17 protein-coding genes, 1 other RNA gene and 1 other annotated feature are annotated in these 18,014 nt (G+C 51.2%); all 18 genes read right to left on the bottom strand.

Annotation, left to right across the window (positions count from 1 at the left end; translation table 11 throughout):
• Positions 1-371: 371 nt before the first annotated feature.
• The 18 genes from ACSZLD_RS16535 to guaB all read right to left on the bottom strand — a co-directional run bounded on the left by ACSZLD_RS16535 (position 372) and on the right by guaB (position 17,729).
• Positions 372-587: a YaaL family protein gene (locus tag ACSZLD_RS16535; RefSeq protein ID WP_377910342.1), complete on the bottom strand. Its 216-nt coding sequence runs from the start codon at positions 585-587 to the stop codon at positions 372-374.
• A 14-nt stretch (positions 588-601) separates the two neighbouring features.
• On the bottom strand, positions 602-1,198 hold the full coding sequence (gene recR / locus ACSZLD_RS16540) for a recombination mediator RecR (protein WP_377910341.1): 597 nt from the start codon (positions 1,196-1,198) through the stop codon (positions 602-604).
• 289 nt (positions 1,199-1,487) lie between these two features.
• Positions 1,488-1,799, bottom strand: coding sequence for a YbaB/EbfC family nucleoid-associated protein (locus ACSZLD_RS16545; protein ID WP_377910340.1), 312 nt, complete (start codon positions 1,797-1,799; stop codon positions 1,488-1,490).
• A 43-nt stretch (positions 1,800-1,842) separates the two neighbouring features.
• On the bottom strand, positions 1,843-3,561 hold the full coding sequence (dnaX, locus tag ACSZLD_RS16550) for a DNA polymerase III subunit gamma/tau (RefSeq protein WP_444685841.1): 1,719 nt from the start codon (positions 3,559-3,561) through the stop codon (positions 1,843-1,845).
• Between the two features lie 170 nt (positions 3,562-3,731).
• An RNA gene (ffs, locus tag ACSZLD_RS16555) (signal recognition particle sRNA large type) lies at positions 3,732-3,998 on the bottom strand.
• Positions 3,999-4,081: 83 nt separating this feature from the next.
• On the bottom strand, positions 4,082-4,234 hold the full coding sequence (locus ACSZLD_RS16560) for a YycC family protein (RefSeq protein WP_444685842.1): 153 nt from the start codon (positions 4,232-4,234) through the stop codon (positions 4,082-4,084).
• Positions 4,209-4,718: a tRNA adenosine(34) deaminase TadA gene (tadA, locus tag ACSZLD_RS16565; protein WP_444685843.1), complete on the bottom strand. Its 510-nt coding sequence runs from the start codon at positions 4,716-4,718 to the stop codon at positions 4,209-4,211. Before tadA ends, ACSZLD_RS16560 begins: the two co-directional genes overlap by 26 nt.
• A 20-nt stretch (positions 4,719-4,738) precedes the next feature.
• Positions 4,739-4,864, bottom strand: a complete 126-nt coding sequence (locus tag ACSZLD_RS16570) for a hypothetical protein (protein ID WP_444685844.1) — start codon at positions 4,862-4,864, stop codon at positions 4,739-4,741.
• Positions 4,836-5,729 (bottom strand): oligopeptide ABC transporter permease, encoded by an 894-nt coding sequence (gene opp4C / locus ACSZLD_RS16575; protein WP_168009595.1) that lies wholly within the window; start codon positions 5,727-5,729, stop codon positions 4,836-4,838. Before opp4C ends, ACSZLD_RS16570 begins: the two co-directional genes overlap by 29 nt.
• A gap of 13 nt (positions 5,730-5,742) precedes the next feature.
• Entirely contained in the window at positions 5,743-6,705 is a 963-nt protein-coding gene (gene opp4B / locus ACSZLD_RS16580) for an oligopeptide ABC transporter permease (protein WP_168009593.1), read from the bottom strand.
• A gap of 61 nt (positions 6,706-6,766) precedes the next feature.
• The gene (gene opp4A / locus ACSZLD_RS16585) at positions 6,767-8,590 is read right to left on the bottom strand and encodes an oligopeptide ABC transporter substrate-binding protein (protein WP_444685845.1); all 1,824 of its coding nucleotides are present in this window, start codon (positions 8,588-8,590) and stop codon (positions 6,767-6,769) included.
• Between the two features lie 58 nt (positions 8,591-8,648).
• Positions 8,649-9,644 (bottom strand): ABC transporter ATP-binding protein, encoded by a 996-nt coding sequence (locus ACSZLD_RS16590; protein WP_377910335.1) that lies wholly within the window; start codon positions 9,642-9,644, stop codon positions 8,649-8,651.
• 3 nt (positions 9,645-9,647) lie between these two features.
• Positions 9,648-10,655, bottom strand: a complete 1,008-nt coding sequence (locus tag ACSZLD_RS16595; RefSeq protein WP_377910334.1) for an ABC transporter ATP-binding protein — start codon at positions 10,653-10,655, stop codon at positions 9,648-9,650.
• A gap of 835 nt (positions 10,656-11,490) precedes the next feature.
• Entirely contained in the window at positions 11,491-12,771 is a 1,281-nt protein-coding gene (serS, locus tag ACSZLD_RS16600) for a serine--tRNA ligase (RefSeq protein WP_377910333.1), read from the bottom strand.
• 60 nt (positions 12,772-12,831) lie between these two features.
• Positions 12,832-13,027: a binding site (T-box leader), on the bottom strand.
• Between the two features lie 4 nt (positions 13,028-13,031).
• Complete coding sequence (gene pdxT / locus ACSZLD_RS16605; RefSeq protein WP_377910332.1) at positions 13,032-13,625, bottom strand: pyridoxal 5'-phosphate synthase glutaminase subunit PdxT; 594 nt, start codon at positions 13,623-13,625, stop codon at positions 13,032-13,034.
• 42 nt (positions 13,626-13,667) lie between these two features.
• Complete coding sequence (gene pdxS / locus ACSZLD_RS16610; protein ID WP_168009568.1) at positions 13,668-14,555, bottom strand: pyridoxal 5'-phosphate synthase lyase subunit PdxS; 888 nt, start codon at positions 14,553-14,555, stop codon at positions 13,668-13,670.
• Positions 14,556-14,726: 171 nt separating this feature from the next.
• Positions 14,727-16,142 (bottom strand): D-alanyl-D-alanine carboxypeptidase family protein, encoded by a 1,416-nt coding sequence (locus tag ACSZLD_RS16615; protein ID WP_377910331.1) that lies wholly within the window; start codon positions 16,140-16,142, stop codon positions 14,727-14,729.
• A 129-nt stretch (positions 16,143-16,271) separates the two neighbouring features.
• The gene (gene guaB, locus ACSZLD_RS16620; RefSeq protein WP_444685846.1) at positions 16,272-17,729 is read right to left on the bottom strand and encodes an IMP dehydrogenase; all 1,458 of its coding nucleotides are present in this window, start codon (positions 17,727-17,729) and stop codon (positions 16,272-16,274) included.
• Positions 17,730-18,014: the final 285 nt, after the last annotated feature.

The raw sequence follows: 18,014 nt of genomic DNA on the forward strand, positions 1-18,014 counted from the left end.
CCTGTATTTCAAAAATTGACAGAGAATGATTCATTCTCTTTCCTTCTTCTTGTCTTTTGTTTAGTTTTCAAAGGGCCGTGTTGCTCGGCGTCGCTCGTTTTGGCGACTTTATTAATATATCACGAAAGCGTTCTGTTCGTCAACCGCCGATTTCAACTTTCGTTCAATCGGCTGCGATGCGATCGTTCGCGTTTCAGCGACAAGTAATAATATATCATCAACCCTGCTGAATGGTCAACGATTATTTAAAAGAAAATGAAAAAAGTGGACAAGCTTTTTGCAAAAGCCTGTCACACCAAGGCATATACGTTCATTTCACTGTTTATGAATACTGCAGGCACATCTCCCGCCCCTTCGTTCAAAACGTTATGCTAATAAAATGTTGTATGGCGGACCCTGGCTTCGCGCAGTAAAAACCAGTATTTCGCCTGCTCTGCCTTCGCCATGCCGTACATTTCGTCCCGCGCATCCATGGAATACTGCAGATACGTCTCGTGCTGATTCACCCGCTGTTTAATTCTGTCGAGGTGATAGATCAGTTCGTCATCTTTTGACTGGCGCAGCTTGCGCTTTTTCTTTCGCATCATCCTCATCCGCTCCTTTACAGCTCGCGTCTGCCTTCGATCGCTTTAGAAAGCGTCACTTCATCAGCGTACTCCAAGTCGCCGCCAACCGGCAGGCCATGAGCTATCCGTGTTACACGCATGCCCGTCGGCTTCACCAGTCTGGAAATGTACATGGCGGTTGCTTCCCCTTCAATATTCGGGTTCGTTGCCACGATCAGCTCCTGCACTTCTTCATTCTGCAGGCGCTTCAGCAGATCAGGGATATAAATATCTTCTGGACCGATGCCCTCCACAGGCGAGATAGCGCCGTGCAGGACGTGGTACATTCCGCCGTATTCACGCATCTTTTCCATTGCAATAACGTCTCTGGATTCTTCCACGACGCAAATAATGGATCTGTCGCGGGAATGATCCTCACATATGCGGCACGGGTCCGTATCGGTAATGTGGTGGCAGACCGAACAGTATGTCAGCTCTCGTTTAACGGCTACGAGAGCCCTTGCGAAATCCAGCACGTCGTCTTCTTTCATATCAAGCACGTGGAAAGCGAGTCTGGCAGCTGTCTTCGGGCCGATCCCCGGAAGCCGCATAAAGCCGTCCATCAGTTTTGATATCGGCTGTGGGTACTGCATAAACGTTCCTCCGTCCTCCTGATTAATAAGACCGGATTGCCTCTGGCAGTCCGGCTGATAACAATGTCTGATCATTGGCGTCATGCGCTTTTGAATCAAAACGGCACGAGGTGTTACTGCAGGTCCGCAGGGAGAGCATCAAACATCTATCCTTCCCGCACCGCGGGCGAAGCCGCTTCTCCATCCAGATGAAATGTTGTAAGCTAAGAAAACAGCTGTCCCCTTCCATCAGGCAGGAGACAGCTTCTTCCCGGCAGACCGGGCTGAATGATAACGGCACATGCCGGAATTACATCAGTCCTGGAATGTTCATCCCTTTTGTGAACTTGCCCATGCGCTCTTCTACGAGCTCATCTACTTTACCAAGTGCTTCATTTGTTGCTGCAAGCACGAGGTCCTCGAGCATTTCAACGTCATCCGGATCTACGGCTTCTTCGTTAATCTGAATATCGAGAATTCGCTTTTCTCCGCTGGCAATGACCTTCACCATTCCACCGCCGGCTGATGCTTCAACTGTTTCTTCCTTCAGCTGTTCCTGCGCTTTCGCCATATCCTTCTGCATTTTCTGCATTTGCTTCATCATGTTGCCCATGCCTTTCATATCCATCTACTCCTTTATGATTCTATGATTCCGCACGCGCGGTTTATTCCTTAATCTCCAGCAGATCTCGGCCGACAAGCTTCACGGCTTCATCGATCAGCGGATTTCCCTCGTCTTTTTCTTCCAGTTCTCCGTCCTCTGACGGCGGCTGGGTCTGCCTCTTTGAGTAGGCAGCCTTTACGTCCTCCCAGTCGGCTTCTAACAGCGTGTGCAGAGAAAATGTCCGGCCGAGCTGCTGACTGACCGCATTTTCGACGAGATCCCGGAACTTTTCGTCAACCATATTCCGGTGCATTTCGTTACGGAAGCTGAGCACAAGTTCATTATCTGATGCGGCAGCCGGCTGACAGTCACTGAGCCAGGCGGAGGCCGGTACGCTTTCCCGTTTCACCTGCTCGATCACGTTGCCCCATTTGGACTGAGCCTGCTGTAGCTCCTGCTTGGAGGCTTTGTCCAGCATCGCCTTCACCCGCTGGACACCTGCACGGCTCTTGTTAGAAGAAGCTGCCTGCCTCGGCTTAGGCTTCGCCTGCGGAGCCTGAACGTTTTCTTTCGCAGCAGGGACGCCTTCTGACTGAAGCTTTTGCAGCGTCCGTTCCAAATGTTCGATTTTCTGCTCCAGCTTTTCTACAGCCGAGCTTGAAGCTCCGGTATCCGCGGCAGGTGCAGGAAGTGACGCTGTCTGCTGGGAAGCCTGCACGATGAACATTTCCAAAAATACCTGCGGATGATTGGCCCATTTCATTTGCTGCTGAAAGTGATTAAGCTTTTCCAGCATATGAAAAATCCAGACGGTATCAAGCTGTTCAACGGCCTGCTGAAACGCCTCATCCGTTTCCATCAGCTCCTGTGCCTCTTCCAGCTCCGGAGCTGTTTTCACCATCAGCGCATCGCGGAAGAAAAAAATTAAATCTTCCATGAAGCGGTTTGCGTCTTTCCCTTCCTGCATCAGTGTGTCTACTGCCTGAAGCCCGTCGCCGACGCTTCCGGATCGGACTGCTTCCACGATCTGATACATCATGTCATTGGAAACGGAGCCGATAACGGCGTGAATGTCGTCTCGGCTGATCGTACCGTCTGAAAAGGAGACCGCCTGATCCAGCAGGCTCAGTGCATCCCGCATACCGCCTTCACTGACCCGTGCAATCAGCGCAAGCGCCGGCTGCTCAATCGCGATCCCGCTCTCCTGCACGATCTCTTCCATTCTGCCGAGCATGGCTGAAGAAGTAATCCGTTTAAAATCGAACCGCTGGCAGCGGGAGATGATGGTCAGCGGGATCTTATGCGGCTCGGTTGTAGCCAGAATAAAAATAACGTGCGGCGGCGGCTCCTCCAGCGTTTTTAAGAGCGCATTAAACGCTCCTGTTGTCAGCATGTGCACTTCATCAATAATGTACACTTTGTAGGAAACGGCACTTGGTGCAAACTTTACTTTATCGCGGATATCGCGGATTTCATCTACCCCGTTGTTGCTTGCTGCGTCAATTTCCATGACATCAACAATGCTGCCATCCGAGATTCCCCGGCAGGCTTCACATTCGTTGCACGGCTCTGTCGTCGGAGCATTCCGGCAGTTCACTGCCTTGGAGATGATCTTGGCAGCGCTCGTTTTACCGGTACCGCGGGGGCCTGTAAACAGATAAGCGTGCGACAGCTTCTGCTGGACAAGGGCGTTCTGCAGCGTTTTCGTGATGTGCTCCTGCCCGACGACGTCCTGAAGCTTCTGCGGTCTCCAGACGCGGTACAGCGCTTGATAGCTCATATCTCCGTTCAGCTCCTTCGTCGTGTTTCACCTCTATCTATTATACCGGCTTTGAGAGGTGAATTCAAAATCTATCTGGTTTCTGCCGAGGGAAATTCCAGTATGTATGCAGACAGAAAAAAACGACGCCCGCACAAAGCAGGAACGCCGTTTTCTTCTTATAGTAGATGCCGTGCACCTTTCCTCGACCGTAAAACCTCATGCGTTACCTGAGCAGTTTGCTCGATCCAGGCAACTCTGCGGCACACGGAAGGACTTGCTTACTGCTGCTTCCTTCCGGACCTGACAGGGTTCACAAGATTCCGTTGCGCAGAACCCGGATGTCAACACCACTTACTCAGGGCAGGCCATGAAATCGTACGGCCTCAGAAGAGGAGTTCAGCCCCGCTATAGCGGATTGCGGGTACAGGGAACCGCTAGCTCCCCGCTTAGCACGACAAAGTGGATAACGTTTTTAGTTGTGTCAGTCAGCGACACAAATCTCAGTATAACTTCTTCCAGTACGAAAATCAATGAAGAACTACGTTTCGTCTGTGTTCTCTTTTTCGGCTTCTGCCTGCTGCAGCTTCGCCATTAAAATATGCGGCGGCGTATGCATGACGTGCTCAATCGGCATGTTCAGCTTTTCCGCCATCATCTTCGCTGTTTCAAGTGAAATCTGATTCGGACGCATCGGTGTTTGCCTCCTGTTTCTTTTTCTTTTTTTCGAGCCGGAGCTGCTGGAAAAATGACGTCAAAAGCGCAGCTGCCTCTTCTTTCATTATACCAGATGTCAGCGCCGCACGGTGGTTAAAACGGGCATCCTGCACAAGATTCATGAGTGTTCCGCAGCACCCGGCCTTCGGATCCTCTGCGGCAAATACGACCCGCTCCACGCGCGACTGTACGACAGCGCCGGCACACATCGGACACGGCTCGAGCGTGACGTACAGCGTACAGCCTTCCAGCCGCCAGCTGCCTGTTACGCGGCACGCCTCTTCCATTGCAATCAGCTCAGCATGCGTCAGCGACTGCTGGGTCGTCTCCCGCAGGTTATGCCCTCGCGCAATTACGCTTCCGTCTTTTACAATGACAGCCCCGATCGGCACCTCCCCCATTGCCCCAGCTTTCTCTGCTTCTGCAAGCGCTTCTTTCATAAATAAAACGTCCTGTTCCATGAGCCGGACCTCCTCTGCCGCTATTTTACCGCTCCTGAAGCCGGCGGTAAAGAACCGGACTGTTCCGTCAGCCGCAGAACGATAAAAACCGCCCCGGCAAGCGGGACGGCTTTCATCTTATCGAGCAGATCGCGGGTTGAACGCATCCTTGATGCCTTCCCCGATGAAGTTAATGGAAAGAATCGTAAAGGTAATCGCAAGACCCGGCGGAATCCAGATCCACCAGTACGAACGAATGACGTTTGGATCACGTGCTTCCGTCATCATATTCCCCCAGCTCGGTGTTCCGGTTGGAACCCCGAACCCAAGAAAGCTCAGTGCGGTTTCCGCTACAATCATGACGGCAAGAAGGAGCGTTGCCTGTACAATGATCGTCGTCATCACGTTTGGCAGCAGGTGTTTGCGAATAACTTTAAACGGTGTACTGCCGATCGAAATCGCTGCCATGACGTACTCATTTTCCTTTTCCGCCATTACCTTGCTTCGCACAACCCGGGCTGCCCCGGTCCAGGAAAGGACGCTCAACACGATAATCAGCGCCCAGATACCTGCCTCACGGAAAATAGAGGCGAGTACGATAACAAAAACGAGGAACGGAAAGTTCATCATAAAATCTGTAAAGCGCATAAGAATCGCATCCACCAGGCCGCCGTAGTAGCCGGCAATCGAGCCGATCACCGTGGCAATCATGATCACAGCTGCCGTACAGACAAGTCCGATCGTAAGCGAGGTGCGTGCCCCGTAGAGGAGCAGTGTCCAAATGTCCCGGCCGGAAGCGTCGGTTCCAAGCAGGAAGCCCTCACCCGGCGGCTGGTTCCGGTTGATGATATCCACCCGCTGCGGATCGTAACCGGTGAGCAGCGGTGCCATGTAGGCCATCGTAATAACGAGCACGAGAAATCCGAGGCTCAGCATAGCGAGCTTATTGCGGACAAGCTTGCGCCGTGCTATCGACCAGGGGGACTGCTTTTTTGCTTTTTTCTCCAGCTGTATTTCTTCTGCTGCTTCCATGACAGTTCCCCCCTTATTCCACCCTGATCCGCGGATCGATGATGCCGTACAGCAAGTCAGCAAGCAGGTTGCCGACAAGCGTTGCTACAGAAAGCATCAGCGTAACGGACAGCACAACAGCTGAGTCGCGCCGTTCAATGGAGGAGATGAGAAGCTCTCCAATTCCACGGTAGGAAAAGATAGTTTCAATGATAACCGCTCCGCCGATAATACTCGCGATGTCAAAGCCGAAGAGCGTGACGATCGGAATAATCGAGTTGCGGAGGATGTGCTTATTGTAAATTTCAGATTCCGGTGTTCCTTTTGCCCGCGCCGTCCGGACATAGTCCTTCTGCGCACTCTCAATGATATCGTTACGCAGAAACTGTGTGTAGCTCGCTGTCACGAGCGCACCGAGAACGAGGGCCGGCAGGAACGTGTGATACAGCTTGCTCATCCAGAATTCGAACGTACCCGGTGTCATACCGGAGCCGACGCTTCCTGTCGACGGGAAGAGTCCGAACTGGAACGAGAAAATGAAAATAGCAAACAGTGCAGCAACAAAACTCGGGATCGCAAGCATTAAGTAGTTGATCCCCTGAATCGTGTAGTCTCCTTTAGTATACGGGTTTCTTCCGGCATAACGGCCCATGAAGAAAGCAAGAATATACGTAATGATAAGCGACATCGCCGATAGCAGTATCGTATTCGGCAGCCGCTCCCCTATGATGGCAGATACGTCCATTCTGTGTACGACAGAACGACCGAAATCCCATTGAACAATGCCGGCAACCCAGCGGCCGTACTGAATGTGAACCGGATCATTTAATCCAAGTTCCTCTCTCATTTCTTCAATGTATTCCGGGCTTTGCGTCGGATCGATCTGACCGGAAAGGGCATCCCCTGGCATCGCAAATGCCAGGGAGAATACCACAATGGAGACCAGAAACAGGATTGGAATCATGATGAGGATGCGCCTCAACGTATAAAGTAGCATGATCGATTTCTCCTTGTCAGGTCAAAGTGGGATGCTCATCTTTCCGATGAACAAACGTTTTTTACTCTTCGTCGATGTACCACTCGTGCGGATTCGCTGTAGCGTCACGCACGTCCACTGTTACGCCGCCGACGTTGGCATTAATGCCGTATAGGTCCGTCGGAGAGTTAAGCGGGATAAGCGGAAGCTCTTCGTTTACGAGCTGGTGCCACTCCTGATACACTTCCTGACGATAGTCGATATCAAGTGCTTCTTCACTGAGGCCTTCTGCGATCAGCTCATCAGACTCTTCGTTGTCCCAGCGAGGGAAGTTCCAGAAGTCATTGGATCTCCACAGACCGGATGGATCCGGATCCGCTGTAGCCAGTCCCCATGCACCCATAAAGATGTCGATGTTTTCATCGTCTTCTTCCACAAGGTCATAGAACAGGTTAAAGTCGAGCAGCTGGCCGTCCATCAGCTGAGCGTTGATGCCGACATCCTGAAGCGTCTGCAGAATGTACTGAGCACGAGGCTCTGCGATATCAGCAGGCGTATCCATTGCAGCGAGGTTTACCGTAAACTCTTCGCCGTCCGGATCTTCGACAAATCCGTCGCCAGTTACGTCTTCATAGCCTGCTTCTTCAAGCAGCTCACGTGCGCGGTCCGGATCATACTCATACTGGTTCAGGGAGGACTCATCCGGATAAGACCAGCGAATATGGGATTCCGGTGCGTTGATAACCGTACCGTAGCCTTCGTTGAACTCATCGATGATACCCTGACGGTCAATCGCATGAGCGAATGCCTGACGGAGTTCCTTCGACTCAAACTTCGGATTGTTCATTTCCACTACTTCTTCTTCTGCGTTCCACTCACCGAGCTTAAAGCCGAGGTAGCTGTAGGAAAGTGCTTCGATCTCTTCAACTGTCACATCTTCGTTGTCTTCCAGCGGAAGCGCCTGTGTCGGTGTCAGTTCGATGATGTCTACTTCGCCCTGGGCAACAAGCTCACCAGCCTGGTTGCCGTCTACGATTCGGTAAACAGCGCCGTCCAGGTTCGGTGCACCCTGCCAGTAGTCTTCAAAAGCTGTGTACTCGATCTGCTCACCAGGAACGATGTTCTCTACCTCAAATGCCCCAAGGCCAACCGGATTTTGCCGGACTTCTTCAGAGTCTTCAATTTCGGAGACTTCTAAATGCTCCAAGTGTGCTTTTGGAGACGGATAAGCCCAAAGGTTTTCCAGATTGTTTGCAAGTGCTTCCTGGAACGTGACTTCAAACGTGTAGTCATCAATGACGTTTACCCCTTCAAGCGAATCAGCATCGCCTGCACGGTACTCGTCAAAACCTTCGATCCGGTCAACGTTGGATAGACGTGGTCCGTCATAATCCGGATGAGCGATAATCTCATAGGAGAACTCAAAGTCTTCTGCTGTCAGCTCTTCTCCGTTGTGCCACATAACACCTTCTTCAAGGTGGAATGTCACTGTCAGGTTGTCATCAGACCATTCCCAGTCGTGCGCAAGGCTCGGCTCCGGCTCAAAGTCTGTGAAAGAAGAGATGGAGTAAAGTGCATCTCCGTTGAAAATGTTCAGTGCGAGGCTGTCATCGACACCACCATAGAAGTTCCAGTCGAGAACGCCCGCAAACGGAGCTGTGTAGCCGTATGTAACGGTACCACCCTGCGGAGCATCTCCGTCAGCCGCTTCTTCGTCGTTGTTCCCTTCGTTGTCAGCGTCTGCATCGTCTGCTCCATCATTGTCAGTATCGTTTACTTCTGCGTTATTTGCATTGTTGTCTGCAGGATCTGCATTGTTATTGCCGTCATTTCCTTCTCCGCCGCACGCTGCCAGAATCGCAACAGACATGAGTGAAGCACCTAATAGATAACGAGAACGTTTCATTCATTCTTCCCCCTTAAGGTTAATAAAAATTAGATAAGACCAGTTAAAAAGTGAACGCCTATTCATACAACAGGCACGATACGCGGTGCTCGCGGTTCACCTCCTTCAACTGCGGTTTTTTCTCGCTGCATTCCGGCATCGCCTTCGGACAGCGCGGATGGAACGGACAGCCGACCGGCGGATTCTGCGGACTTGGAACGTCTCCTGAAAGAATCACCCGCTCGCTCTTGTTACGAGGGTCCGGCTGTGGAATCGCGGAAATCAGTGCCTGCGTGTAAGGATGCTTCGGATCCTGATAAATATCGTCTGCGTCTGCGACTTCCACAAGGTTGCCGAGATACATCACGCCGATGCGGTCGCTCATATGCTTGACGACGCTTAAGTCGTGCGCGATAAAGAGCAGCGTCAGGTTAAATTCTTCCTGGAGCTCTTTCAGCAGGTTCAGCACCTGGGACTGAACCGATACGTCGAGTGCAGAAACCGGTTCATCGGCGACGATCAGCTTCGGCTTCAGCGCAAGCGCTCGCGCAATGCCGATCCGCTGACGCTGCCCGCCGGAAAATTCGTGCGGATACTTGTAGTAGGCGTCTTCAGGAAGGCCTACCCGCTCCAGCAGCTGCATGACTTCGTCCTTCAGCTTGCCTTCACTGCCGTGTCCATAGTTGACGAGCGGTTCAGATACGATACTCCCGACCATCATCTTTGGATTGAGCGAGGCGTACGGATCCTGGAACACCATCTGAATATCCTGACGCAGGTTGCGGAGCTCCGAGCCGCGCAGGTTCGTGATATCCCTTCCTTCAAACAGGATATTTCCGGACGTCGGTTTAAACAGCCGCGTAATCGTACGGCCAGCTGTGGATTTGCCGCAGCCGGACTCTCCTACAAGTCCAAATGTCTCACCGCGCTTCAGCTCCAGCGAAATGTTATCGACGGCTTTGACGTCGCCGACCTTCCGGCGAAGGAAACCTCCGCGCACCGGATAATATTTTTTCAGCTCCTGCACTTGCAGCAAGTGCTCTGACTTTTCTGTTTTAACTGTTTCATTCGCCATTGCCTAAACCTCCGCTTTCTTTTCAGGGTGGCTTGCATCATAGAGGATACAGCGGACGGAATGCCCTTTATCTACTTCCCCGAGAGCCGGATCTATTTTTTTGCACTCCGGCATTGCAGATGGACAGCGGTCTACGAACCGGCAGCCCTGTTTCGGCATGTTTTTCAGGGATGGAACAATCCCTTTAATCGTATTCAGCACTTCCCGGTGATCGTCCATTCTCGGGATTGAATCGAGCAGCGCCTTCGTATACGGATGCTTCGGCTCGTAGAACAGCCGGTCCACATCCGTATCTTCCACCACCTGGCCGGCATACATGACGACAACCCGGTCGGCCATTTCCGCCACGACGCCGAGGTCGTGTGTGATAAGCAGCATGGCCATGCCGACTTCTTCCTGAATTTTCGTAATCAGCTCTAAAATCTGCGCCTGAACGGTAACGTCCAGTGCCGTCGTCGGCTCATCGGCAATGAGCAGCTGCGGCTGACAGGCGATGGCCATGGCGATCATCACGCGCTGGCGCATGCCGCCTGAGAGCTGGTGCGGGTACTCGTTGACAATTTGATCAGCGCGGGAAATGCCGACCTGCTGCAAAAGCTGCACGCTTTTTTTGCGGATCTCTTCTTTGCGCGTGTCCGTATGGTTAAACAGCACCTCGTCCATTTGATATCCGATCGTCAGAACCGGGTTTAACGCCGTCATCGGCTCCTGAAAGATCATGCTGATATCCTTACCGCGGATTTGATTCATTTCCTCTTCGGAAAGAGGCACGAGGTCGTTTCCCTTAAACAGGATATGGCCCTTATCGATCTTCCCGTTATGCTTCGGCAGAAGATCCATAATGGACAGGGACATGACACTCTTCCCACAACCGGACTCTCCGACAATACAAACAACTTCTTTCGGATTTACCGTAAATGAAACGTCTTTCACCGCGTAATGCGTTTCTCCCTCGATGTTGAAGCCCGTATGCAGATTCTGGACTTCCAGAAGCGGTTTCTGGCTGCTCATTGGCGATCCTACCCTTCACTGTTTTCTCAATTCTTCTTTACTGAATTCGGTCTCACATATGTAGAAAGCAAGATAGTACTAAAAATTCTTTTTTTTGGGAAAGACTACCGTTATTTTAATAGTCTGAATTCAGAATGTAAACCTGTTTTTGAAAACGCTTCCACTGCTTATGCTGTGAGCATAGCGCAAAACGTCACAAAACGCTGAGTATTAGGAAAATTTTCATTATTCCAATATAAAAGTCCTGTTCAGTCTACCACAGCCGATCGCGGTTAAACACCGACGTTCGTACTGAATTTCGAGTCTCCAAACAATATGAATGAGCACTCACTTAGTTTAAAAGTAGCAGAACCAGGGAATAACACGAAATTATCCGACTTTTCCGCTTAACTTGTATTATAAACAAACTAATGTATAAATGTATACCGTATTAAGAGATTTTCTTACAAAGTTTCGTAACTTTCTTTTACTTTATCACAGTTATGTATAAACGTCGTAAAGTACTGACTGACAGGCGTTTTAACGTTTTATCTTCCTTTCAGATCCTGCTTAATTCACGTGGACAGTAGCTCCAGTGTAGACATTACTCGTGCACCCTAAAGAATATTTATACATATTAGTTAATATATTATTCAGTTTATTTTCCCTTCCCGTCATTCTTTCCCTCGTGCAAACCTGTCACAGCAGGGGTTAACGACTGTCGACCTACGGTAGACTCTTGCTGTTAAGACCAGCCCTAACTTGCATAATTACTTGCTTTGCCTTTGTGCTTGTTTTCGCAAATTATTTTTGAAACATAGGAAAAGACGGTCCGCTGTGCGAACCGTCTGCTTTCTTATTTTGCGGTAATGTGGGTGCGTCCGCCCATGTAAGGCCGCAGCACCTCCGGAATTTCAATGCTGCCATCCTGCTGCTGGTAGTTTTCTACAATAGCAGCCACGGTACGGCCAACGGCGAGGCCGGAGCCGTTCAACGTGTGGACAAACTCTGTTTTCGCCTTGGTATCACGCTTAAAGCGAATATTAGCGCGTCGTGCCTGAAATGCTTCGAAGTTGCTGCAGGAAGAGATCTCCTTGTAGTCGCTGTAGCTTGGGAGCCACACTTCGAGGTCGTACTTCTTCGCTGCTGTAAAGCCGAGATCACCGGTGCACATGTGCAGCACGCGGTACGGCAGCTTCAGGTTTTGCAGAATTTTCTCTGCATGACCTGTCAACTTTTCCAGCTCCTCATAGGAATCCTCCGGCTTTACAAACCGCACGAGCTCGACCTTGTTAAACTGGTGCTGGCGGATCAGCCCGCGTGTATCGCGCCCGGCAGATCCCGCTTCAGAGCGGAAGCAGGCACTGTAAGCGGCATAGGTTTTCGGAAGATCCTCCACGTTCATAATCTCATCCCGGTGCATGTTCGTCACCGGCACCTCGGCAGTCGGAATTAAAAAGTAATCTTCCTCGCGGATCTTAAATGCATCTTCTTCAAATTTCGGAAGCTGTCCTGTTCCTGTCATGCTGTCGCGGTTGACCATATACGGCGGCAGAACCTCTTCATAGCCGTGTTCGTCTTCATGAAGGTCCATCATATAGTTAATAAGGGCACGCTCGAGTCTGGCACCAAGTCCTTTGTAAAACACAAAACGGCTGCCGGTCACTTTTGCTGCTCGGTCAAAGTCTGCGATATCCAGATCCCGGACGAGATCCCAGTGTGCTTTCTCCTCAAAATCAAATGCACGCTTTTCACCCCAGACGCGCAGCTCCACGTTATCTGCTTCATCCTCACCGACCGGTACGTCTTCATGCGGCACATTTGGTATCGTCAGCATCAGATAGTCAAGCTCCGCCTCGACTTCCCGAAGTTCTTCATCCAGCTTTTTGATCGTGGCAGAAACGTTTTTCATCTCCGCGATCACGTCTGTAGCATCTTGCTTTTCCTTCTTCATTTGGGAAATTTCCTGAGACACCGTATTGCGCCGGCTTTTCAGCTCTTCTGTTTCTTTAATGAGTCCGCGGCGTTTCTCATCCATATCGACGAATTTATCCAGCGCGCTGATGTCCTCATTTCGTTTAGCCAGCTTCTCTTTTACTCCTTCAAAATCGCTGCGGAGCAGCTTCATATCCAGCATGTTCATCTCTCCTCTATGTGAATTGTCTATTAAAAAAAGCCGTCCCCGGGTGCATGTGCACCCAGGGACGGCTGTAACCGCGATACCACCCTGCTTGGAGGCTTTAACGCCTCCCTGCTCGACCTGATAACGGCAGGCGCCGTGAAGGTTCACTTCAAGCTCAAGGATGGATTCACAGCTTCTTTCACCGGTTCACAGCGGCCACCGGCTCTCTGAAGAAAGAAAGGCTGTTACTAGTTCCCGTCTCAGCGGTTTTTATTTTACTGGGCGACAGGCTCCTTCAGAGACTGTCGGACGACCTCTACGAAATATTGATGGAAACGATCGTCATCTGTCAGCTCCGGATGAAACGAGCAGGCAACGAACGGACCCTGCTGAGCAGCAACGATGCTGCCGTCATATTCGGCAAGAACGGTAACGTTCTCGCCGACCGAGCGGATGATCGGTGCGCGGATGAATACTGCTTCGATATCCTCGCCGACGTTTTTCATCGGCAGAAATGCTTCGAAGCTTTCACGCTGGCGGCCGAAGGCGTTCCGCTCGACCGTCATGTCCATCACAGACAAATGCGGCTCCGCTTGACCGGCAATTTCTTTTGCCATTAAAATCGCTCCGGCGCATGTGCCGAAAACGGGCTTGCCCTCTGCCGCAAACTGCTTCAGCGGCTCATAAAATCCGTAAAGGTTGATGAGGCGGCGCATCGTGGTGCTTTCTCCACCGGGAAAAACAAGACCGTCCAGTTCATGCAGCTGCTCTACCTTCTTCACGACCGTTACCTGTACGTCCGGTGCCTCCAGGGCACGCACATGCTCTCGGACAGCACCCTGCAGTGCCAATACTCCGATGTTCATCATGATACAACCACCTCTTTCTTATCCCCTATAAACGTAGCTTGTTTACCAGCCGCGGTCCTGCATGCGGTCTTTTGGTTCAAGCGTGGAAATTTCAATTCCCTTCATCGCTGTCCCAAGATCTTTCGAAAGCTCTGCGATGAGCTTGAAGTCATCATAGTGAGTCGTTGCTTCCACAATCGCACGGCCAAATTTAGCCGGGTTGTCAGACTTGAAAATACCGGATCCGACAAACACGCCGTCAGAACCGAGGTGCATCATCAGTGCAGCATCTGCTGGTGTTGCGATTCCGCCTGCCGCGAAGTTCACGACTGGAAGACGGCCTGTTTCACGAATGTCCTGGAGCACGTGGAACGGCGCACCGAGGTTTTTCGCTTCTGTCATCAGTTCATCATCCGACATGCTCAGCACTTTGCGTACCTGTGCCTGAATCAAGCGCTGGTGGCGAACTGCTTCTACGATGTTGCCTGTACCTGGTTCACCCTTCGTACGGAGCATGGAAGCACCTTCGCCGATTCGGCGCGTTGCTTCACCGAGATCCTTTGCACCGCATACGAACGGCACCGTGTACTCGCTCTTATTCAGGTGGAACACTTCGTCTGCCGGAGTCAGCACTTCACTCTCATCGATATAGTCGACGCCGAGTGCTTCGAGAAGACGCGCTTCCACGATGTGGCCGATACGCGCTTTTGCCATAACCGGAATGGAGACGGCATCACGTACTTCTTCTACAATCGTTGGGTCTGCCATTCGTGCTACTCCGCCTGCAGCGCGGATATCAGAAGGAACACGCTCAAGAGCCATAACTGCTACAGCTCCGGCCTCCTCTGCAATCTTTGCTTGTTCTGCGTTGATGACGTCCATAATGACGCCGCCTTTTTGCATTTCTGCCATACCGCGCTTGACGCGGTCCGTACCTGTACGTTTTTCCATGATGATCCCCTTTCAGCACCTTGCTAGTAGTAAACATCGTGTCCGTCTTATATTATAGCGAATCTGCACCCATCCGTAACTGAATTGGCACGAAAAAGTACAAAAATTTATTCGTCGACCTTAGCTGTATATGCTAACATATCCCGTCGCACCGGGCAACTTCCCTGCTTATTAGAACCAGCCGCGTACGCTGTTGGAAACATTTGACCAGACGCCGGAAAAGAACGAACCGACATTGTGCATCGTCAGCGCCATCCAGCCTGCGCGTTCAACGGAATCGGTCGTCACGATTTCAATTTCGCCGCCGTTTTCGCCTTCACCCGGCAGGTACGCGATTTCACGGTCTCCTTCGTACTCAACGACCATGCGTCCGACCGTTGTGCCTGCTTCTACCGGAGCTTCCATTTCGCCGTCTTCGTTTAGAAGCGACTCATCCAGTTCCACCGTGTAGCTGTAGTTCTCCTCATCGCCCTCTTCTACCATTTCAGAGAAGGCAGCGTTTGTCGCAAGCGCGACGCTTTCTTCTTCGCCTTTTACAACCGGCAGGGTTTCATAGCCGTCCATTGTCATGTTCTCCGGGTAAATCTCTTCTTCGGAAAAGGCGTCAAACGCCCATTCCATCACCGCTTTTGTTTCTGTAAACCGCTCTGCTTCAGAACCAGCACCCATGACAACGCTGATAAAGCGCTGGCCGTCCTGTTCTGCCGTTCCGGTGAACGTAAAGCCCGCTGCGTTCGTATGCCCGGTTTTCAGTCCGTCGATCGGGTCGTACTTCACATCTTCACCGGTATCCGGATTCCGCGTGCCATCCAGCATCCAGTTCCAGTTTTCCATAAATACTTCATCTTCTGTTCCTTCACGGAACGTCATCGTCGGAATGCTCGCGGTATCCAACACTTCCGGATAGTCATTGACTAGGTGATAGGCAAGGGTTGCGGTTGCCTGGGCAGACATGAAGTTATCTTCTTCCGAGCCGGTCCCTTCCGGATGGTTTCCTTCCAAGAGGGTGTTCGGAAGGCCAGTGGAGTTGACGAATTGGAAATCACCGACTTCTTCAGCAGCAATCTCTTCCAGGTTGTCCATCCCGTACTCGGAGCCTGCTTCCCGAAGCGTTTCTCCCATGCCGAGGTCGGCGCCGCGCTCATTCATCAGCTCGACGAAATTTCCTTCTGAGCCGGAAATGTGCTCGGTCAGTGCCATCGTAGCAGCATTCGCTGAATAAATTGCGACCGATTCATACAGCTCCTGGACCGTATACGTTTCATCCACCCGCATTGGCACGTTAGACAAACCGCGGTTATGAGAAAGCTGATTTAAAAATTCACTGACCTCGACTTCATCATCCCAAGCAATATCGCCGTTGTTGACTGCTTCCAAAATCAAATATTCACTCATCATTTTCGTCATGCTTGCCGGCGGGAGCGGATTATCTGCGTTTTGTTCAAACAGAATTTGTCCGGTTTCTCCATCCACGAGAATAACTGTATCAACAGACGGCTCATAAGAGGCCATTGCGGGAACGGCTCCTGCAAATATGCCTGCTGTCAAAAGTGTCCCTGCTGCCGCTGCCTGTAGCTTACGTACCATTCATCATCTCTCCTAAATATCGGTATAATCTATATGTAAATGACGCGCTTCTGCTCAATTGACATACAAGCGGTATTTTACCACATCACAGCTAAGAAAAATAGATAGGGGAGGCCCCTATCTATTGACTCAGTTCGTATAGTTTGGTGCTTCTTTGGTAATTTGTACATCATGAGCGTGGCTTTCCTTTAATCCGGCATTCGTGATGCGGATAAAGCGTCCTCTCTCCTGCAGATCCGGCACCGTGCCTGTTCCGCAGTAGCCCATGCCGGCACGAAGTCCGCCGACGAGCTGATGCAGCGTATCAGCCAGCGGTCCCTTGTAAGGGATACGTCCTTCGATCCCTTCCGGAACAAGCTTTTTCTCTTCTTCCTGGAAGTAGCGGTCCTTGCTTCCTTTTTCCATTGCAGCAATGGAACCCATGCCGCGATAGACTTTGAACTGTCGTCCTTGATAAATTTCACGCTCGCCCGGGCTTTCTGTAACACCGGCAAGAATACTGCCGAGCATCACGGCGTGTCCGCCGGCTGCAAGTGCTTTTGTAATTTCTCCGGAGTGCTTGATCCCGCCGTCTGCAATGATCGCCACACCGTGCTTTCGTGCTTCTGTCGCACAGTCATAAATGGCTGTAATCTGCGGAACACCGATACCGGCAACGATACGTGTTGTACAAATAGACCCTGGTCCAATGCCGACTTTAATAATGTTAGCCCCTGCTTCGATGAGTGCTTTTGTAGCTTCCGCAGTTGCCACGTTTCCGGCTACAATGTTCAGATCCGGATACTGGCTGCGGATCTCCCTTACTTTATTGATGACGCCTGCAGAGTGCCCGTGTGCTGTATCAATGACCAGCACATCTACTTCAGATGCCACCAGAGCCTTAATGCGGGAGTCTGCATCACCGCCGACGCCGACCGCTGCCCCGACAACCAGACGGCCCGAGCTGTCTTTAGCGGAGTGAGGGAATTCAATGGCTTTCTCAATGTCCTTGATTGTAATAAGCCCTTTCAGCTTCTTATCGTCATCAACGAGAGGAAGCTTTTCAATGCGGTGCTTCTGGAGAATCTGCTGTGCCTCTTTGAGCGTTGTACCGACAGGAGCTGTAACGAGATTTTCGCTCGTCATCACATCTTTAATCGGAATCGAGTAATCTTCAATAAAGCGGAGATCCCGGTTCGTGATAATGCCGACAAGCTTTTCATTCTCGTCAGCAATCGGCACACCGGAAATCCGGTATTTGCCCATCAGGTGCTCCGCATCAAACACCTGGTGATCCTCAGACAGATGAAACGGGTTTGTAATAACACCGCTCTCCGAACGCTTCACGCGGTCCACCTGCTCCGCCTGTTCTTCAATGGACATATTCTTGTGAATGATACCAAGACCGCCTGCACGTGCCATAGCGATTGCCATAGACGCCTCTGTTACAGTGTCCATCCCTGCACTGATGACCGGAACGTTCAATTTCAGGTTATCCGAAAGCACCGTCTCCACGTTCACCTGGTTTGGCAGGACATTTGACTCATCCGGCAGCAGCAATACATCATCAAACGTCAAGCCCTCTTTAGCAAACTTATCTTCCCACATAGATGTTCATTCCCCTTTCGGTCTCCTGAAAATATTATCAGTAGATTAACAATACCATGAACGAGTGTCAAGAAAACGAGGATAGTTCTACTATTCACACTATTCAGTCTGAAAAACGGCTCAAACCGCTCCAAACAGAGTTTTCCTGCTTTGGAAAAAAACCGGGCCAACGCAAAAAAAGAGGGTGCCGCCCGGGAACCAGGGTCTGGTTCCGGGAGACACCCTCCGGTGACCCAGCAACGTCCTACTTTCGCAGGGGGAGAGCCCCCAACTATCATCGGCGCT

Source organism: Alkalicoccus luteus (assembly GCF_052061695.1).
Lineage (GTDB): Bacteria > Bacillota > Bacilli > Bacillales > Salisediminibacteriaceae > Alkalicoccus > Alkalicoccus luteus.

Coding starts and splice junctions, on each gene's coding strand:
- opp4C (WP_168009595.1), bottom strand. CDS start 5,729: ATGGAAGCAGCAGAAGAAATACAGCTGGAGAAAAAAGCAAAAAAGCAG.
- tadA (WP_444685843.1), bottom strand. CDS start 4,718: ATGGAACAGGACGTTTTATTTATGAAAGAAGCGCTTGCAGAAGCAGAG.
- ACSZLD_RS16545 (WP_377910340.1), bottom strand. CDS start 1,799: ATGAAAGGCATGGGCAACATGATGAAGCAAATGCAGAAAATGCAGAAG.
- ACSZLD_RS16590 (WP_377910335.1), bottom strand. CDS start 9,644: ATGGCGAATGAAACAGTTAAAACAGAAAAGTCAGAGCACTTGCTGCAA.
- dnaX (WP_444685841.1), bottom strand. CDS start 3,561: ATGAGCTATCAAGCGCTGTACCGCGTCTGGAGACCGCAGAAGCTTCAG.
- ACSZLD_RS16560 (WP_444685842.1), bottom strand. CDS start 4,234: ATGCGTCCGAATCAGATTTCACTTGAAACAGCGAAGATGATGGCGGAA.
- guaB (WP_444685846.1), bottom strand. CDS start 17,729: ATGTGGGAAGATAAGTTTGCTAAAGAGGGCTTGACGTTTGATGATGTA.
- ACSZLD_RS16570 (WP_444685844.1), bottom strand. CDS start 4,864: ATGCGTTCAACCCGCGATCTGCTCGATAAGATGAAAGCCGTCCCGCTT.
- opp4A (WP_444685845.1), bottom strand. CDS start 8,590: ATGAAACGTTCTCGTTATCTATTAGGTGCTTCACTCATGTCTGTTGCG.
- serS (WP_377910333.1), bottom strand. CDS start 12,771: ATGCTGGATATGAAGCTGCTCCGCAGCGATTTTGAAGGAGTAAAAGAG.
- ACSZLD_RS16615 (WP_377910331.1), bottom strand. CDS start 16,142: ATGGTACGTAAGCTACAGGCAGCGGCAGCAGGGACACTTTTGACAGCA.
- ACSZLD_RS16595 (WP_377910334.1), bottom strand. CDS start 10,655: ATGAGCAGCCAGAAACCGCTTCTGGAAGTCCAGAATCTGCATACGGGC.
- opp4B (WP_168009593.1), bottom strand. CDS start 6,705: ATGCTACTTTATACGTTGAGGCGCATCCTCATCATGATTCCAATCCTG.
- pdxS (WP_168009568.1), bottom strand. CDS start 14,555: ATGGAAAAACGTACAGGTACGGACCGCGTCAAGCGCGGTATGGCAGAA.
- recR (WP_377910341.1), bottom strand. CDS start 1,198: ATGCAGTACCCACAGCCGATATCAAAACTGATGGACGGCTTTATGCGG.
- pdxT (WP_377910332.1), bottom strand. CDS start 13,625: ATGATGAACATCGGAGTATTGGCACTGCAGGGTGCTGTCCGAGAGCAT.
- ACSZLD_RS16535 (WP_377910342.1), bottom strand. CDS start 587: ATGATGCGAAAGAAAAAGCGCAAGCTGCGCCAGTCAAAAGATGACGAA.